This is a genomic window from Intrasporangium chromatireducens Q5-1 (genome assembly GCF_000576575.1).
In the GTDB taxonomy this organism is placed as follows: domain Bacteria; phylum Actinomycetota; class Actinomycetes; order Actinomycetales; family Dermatophilaceae; genus Intrasporangium_A; species Intrasporangium_A chromatireducens.
Genome location: NZ_AWQS01000356.1, coordinates 1 through 2,917, shown reverse-complemented (window position 1 = coordinate 2,917; position 2,917 = coordinate 1). Strand labels below are relative to the sequence as shown.

The 2,917-nt window shown below is 74.4% G+C and carries 4 protein-coding genes; all 4 read left to right on the top strand.

Translation table 11 applies throughout. The features are described from left to right. Nucleotides 1–1,149: zinc-dependent metalloprotease (locus tag N864_RS20890; protein WP_034721927.1), on the top strand; the 1,149-nt coding region annotated here is incomplete at its 5' end. Next, nucleotides 1,146–1,787 (top strand): NUDIX hydrolase, encoded by a 642-nt coding sequence (locus N864_RS20885; protein WP_081794101.1) that lies wholly within the window; start codon nt 1,146–1,148, stop codon nt 1,785–1,787. The genes N864_RS20890 and N864_RS20885, both read left to right, overlap by 4 nt. Nucleotides 1,788–1,886: 99 nt before the next feature. Continuing rightward, a complete protein-coding gene (locus tag N864_RS25550) occupies nt 1,887–2,048 on the top strand; it encodes a DUF5679 domain-containing protein (protein ID WP_020143053.1) in 162 nt (53 codons plus the stop codon). 174 nt (nt 2,049–2,222) lie between these two features. Beyond that, the coding region (locus tag N864_RS23855; RefSeq protein WP_051518888.1) for a hypothetical protein at nt 2,223–2,917 on the top strand (695 nt) is incomplete at its 3' end.

The window sequence follows — 2,917 nt, the reverse complement described above, 5'->3', positions numbered from 1 at the left end:
ACCCTGTCGGCGCCGTCGTGGCGAGCGGCCGGTCTCAGCCGTGCCGAGTGGGTCGAGGCCACCATGCCGCGCTGGTTCGAGCTGGTCGAACCCGTCTCCGATGGTGTCACGGCTGCCACGTCCGCGGCGCTGCGCAAGCAGATGGGCGAGCTGGGGCCGGGGGCCTTCGGTGACGCCGCCCCTCCGGGGTTGCCGCCAGGCTTCGACCCCGCACAGATGCTGGAGCAGTGGGCGCCGATGCTCGGCAACCTCAGTCGCCAGATGTTCGCCGCTCAGCTCGGCCAGGCGGTCGGCACGCTCGCGGCGGAGGTGGTCACCGGCACGGAGGTCGGCCTGCCGATCACGGAGCCGGGCGTCGTCGCGCTCCTGCCCGGCAACGTGCACGCGATGGCGGAGGCCCTCGAGATCGACGAGGCCCAGGTGCGCCTCTACCTCGCCGTGCGCGAGGCGGCCCGAATCCGGCTCTTCTCCGAGGTGCCGTGGCTCGGCCCGCAGCTGCTCGCGGCGGTCGCCGAGTACGCCCGCAACATCACGATCGACACGGATGCAATCGAGTCGGCCCTGACGAGCGTCGACCCGAGTGACCCCGAGGCGCTGCGGACGGCCTTGCAGGGCAACCTCTTCACGCCCTCCCCCACCCCGGCTCAGCAGGTCGCACTCGGCCGGCTCGAGACGTTCCTCGCCCTCGCCGAGGGGTGGGTCGACCACGTGACCGAGCGCACCACGGTCCGTCACCTGCCCCAGTCGGCCGCGCTGGCCGAGACGATCCGGCGCCGCCGGGTCGGCGGCGCCGCGGAGCGCACGTTCGCCGGGCTGGTCGGCCTCGAGCTGCGACCCCGACGCCTGCGTGACGCGGCGAACCTCTGGGCCGCCCTCGAGGACGCCGGCGGCGCGAGCTTGCGGGACGGCCGGTGGGCCCATCCCGACCTGGCCCCCACGGCGGCCGACCTCGACGACCCGATCGGCTACGTCGAGCGGGCCACCGGCCGCGCAGCGGAGCCGGGCACGGAGGAGTCGCTCGGCGTCGACCTCGACACCGTCCTCAAGGGCATCCTCGAGGAGGCCGAGCGCTCCGGCACCGCAGGTGGCGAGGCACCCGGTGGGCAGCCAGGCGACCCGGGCGAGGAGCCGGGGGACGACGCTCGGTGAGGGTGCCCCAGGGAGCGGGGACAGCGGCATACGAAGGCCTGTGGTGCGATGCGCAGCGCGTGCTGGCGGGGTGGGAGCCGCCCTGCGGCCAGCAGGCCGGCCTGCGTGACGAGTTCCTCGCCCTGCTCGAGCAGGGACCGGCGGCGCTGCGCCGCGACGGCGGTCCCGCCCACCTCACCGCGGGCGTCGTCGTGCTCTCCCCGGACGGGCAGGAGGTGCTGCTGACCCACCACCGCAAGGCGCAGGCGTGGTTCCAGTTCGGTGGGCACCTCGAAGCGGCCGACGAGTCCCTCCGCGCCGCCGCTCAGCGAGAGGCCCGCGAGGAGAGCGGCATCCGGGGGCTCACGGTGTTCCCCGAGGTGGTGCACCTCGACCGGCATACCCTGCCGGCGGCGTTCGGTCGGTGTCGTGAGCACCTCGACGTCCGGTTCGCCGCGGTCGCCGACCCGGCCGCGGGCCACGCGGTCAGCGAGGAGTCCCTCGATGTGCGGTGGTGGCCGGTCGGCGCGCTGCCGCCCGGGTCGGCGGCCGACCTGGGTCCACTCATCGACGCGGCCGTGGGGCACCAGCACGTCCCGCACGCCGTCCGCACGGCTCTGGGCGGGCGTCCTGCGCGCCTCGAGCACGGCGGTCCATGACGCGCCCACGCACGGCCGATCATGAATTCGTGCTCAGCGTGCTCTAGGGTTGACCAAGTCCAGCACCCGTCCGATGGGTGCCAGCAACAAGGAGACACCATGGCTGACGAGACCTACAAGGGCGAGTTCTACTGCGTGAAGTGCAAGGAGAAGCGCGAGGCGGAGGGCAAGGTTGTCGTGTCCGACAACGGCCGCCGGATGGCCAAGGGCCAGTGCCCCGTGTGCGGCACGAACCTCAACCGCATCCTCGGCAAGGCCTGACGGCTCGCTGGCGTCTCGAACGTCGGAGGGGCGGAACCGCGTCGGTTCCGCCCCTCCTCGCTGCCCGGCGGCGGCCTGCCGCCCGGTGCGCGCCTGTGGACGACGCTCCCGGCGTGCCCTCGCCTCCTGAGAGTCTGGAGTTGCCGCCGACTCGTCAGCCCACCGGGAGCGCCCATGTCCGACCGACCCCGCCTCAAGCCGTGGCTTCGACCGGTGCTGCGCGGCGGCGACGAGGTGCAGTTCGGCTTCGCCGAGGACGGCGTCATCGTGGCCGGCATCAGTGCCGCGGAGGTCAACCTGCTCCGATCGCTCGACGGGACCCGCTCCCGGATGGAGACCTTCCGGGACGCGGCACGAGCCGGTGTTCCCGCGGCCCGGTGGCGCGAGCTGCTCGACCTCGTGTCGCGGCTCGACCTGCTCGAGCCGGACCGCCCCGCTCCCCTCGTCCCGTCCGGACGCCACGTTCTCGTCGACGGTGCGGGGCCGCTGTCAGCGGAGGTGGCCCTGCTGCTCGGCCGCTTCGGGGTCGAGCGGGTCACCCAGGGTCGGCCCGCGGTCGACCTCGTCCTCGCCGACCTCACCGGGCACCGGCCCGACCTCGTGCTGCTGACCGGCACCCCCGCGCTCGACCCCCGCTGCGGCGACGTGTGGTTCCGCCATCGGGTCCCCCACGTCCCGGTCGTGCCCCACGGGTCGGCGGTGTCGATCGGTCCCGTCGTCCGAGGTGATGCGGCCGGGCCGTGCCTCTGGTGCGTGGACCTGCACCGGACCGACCGTGACCCGGCTTGGGGCGCCGTCGTGGGCCAGCTGGCCGCGGACGGCAGCCGGCTCGTGGCCGGCCCGCCCGGACGGGACGGCGTCCCGGCCGG

Coding starts and splice junctions, on each gene's coding strand:
- N864_RS25550 (WP_020143053.1), top strand. CDS start 1,887: ATGGCTGACGAGACCTACAAGGGCGAGTTCTACTGCGTGAAGTGCAAG.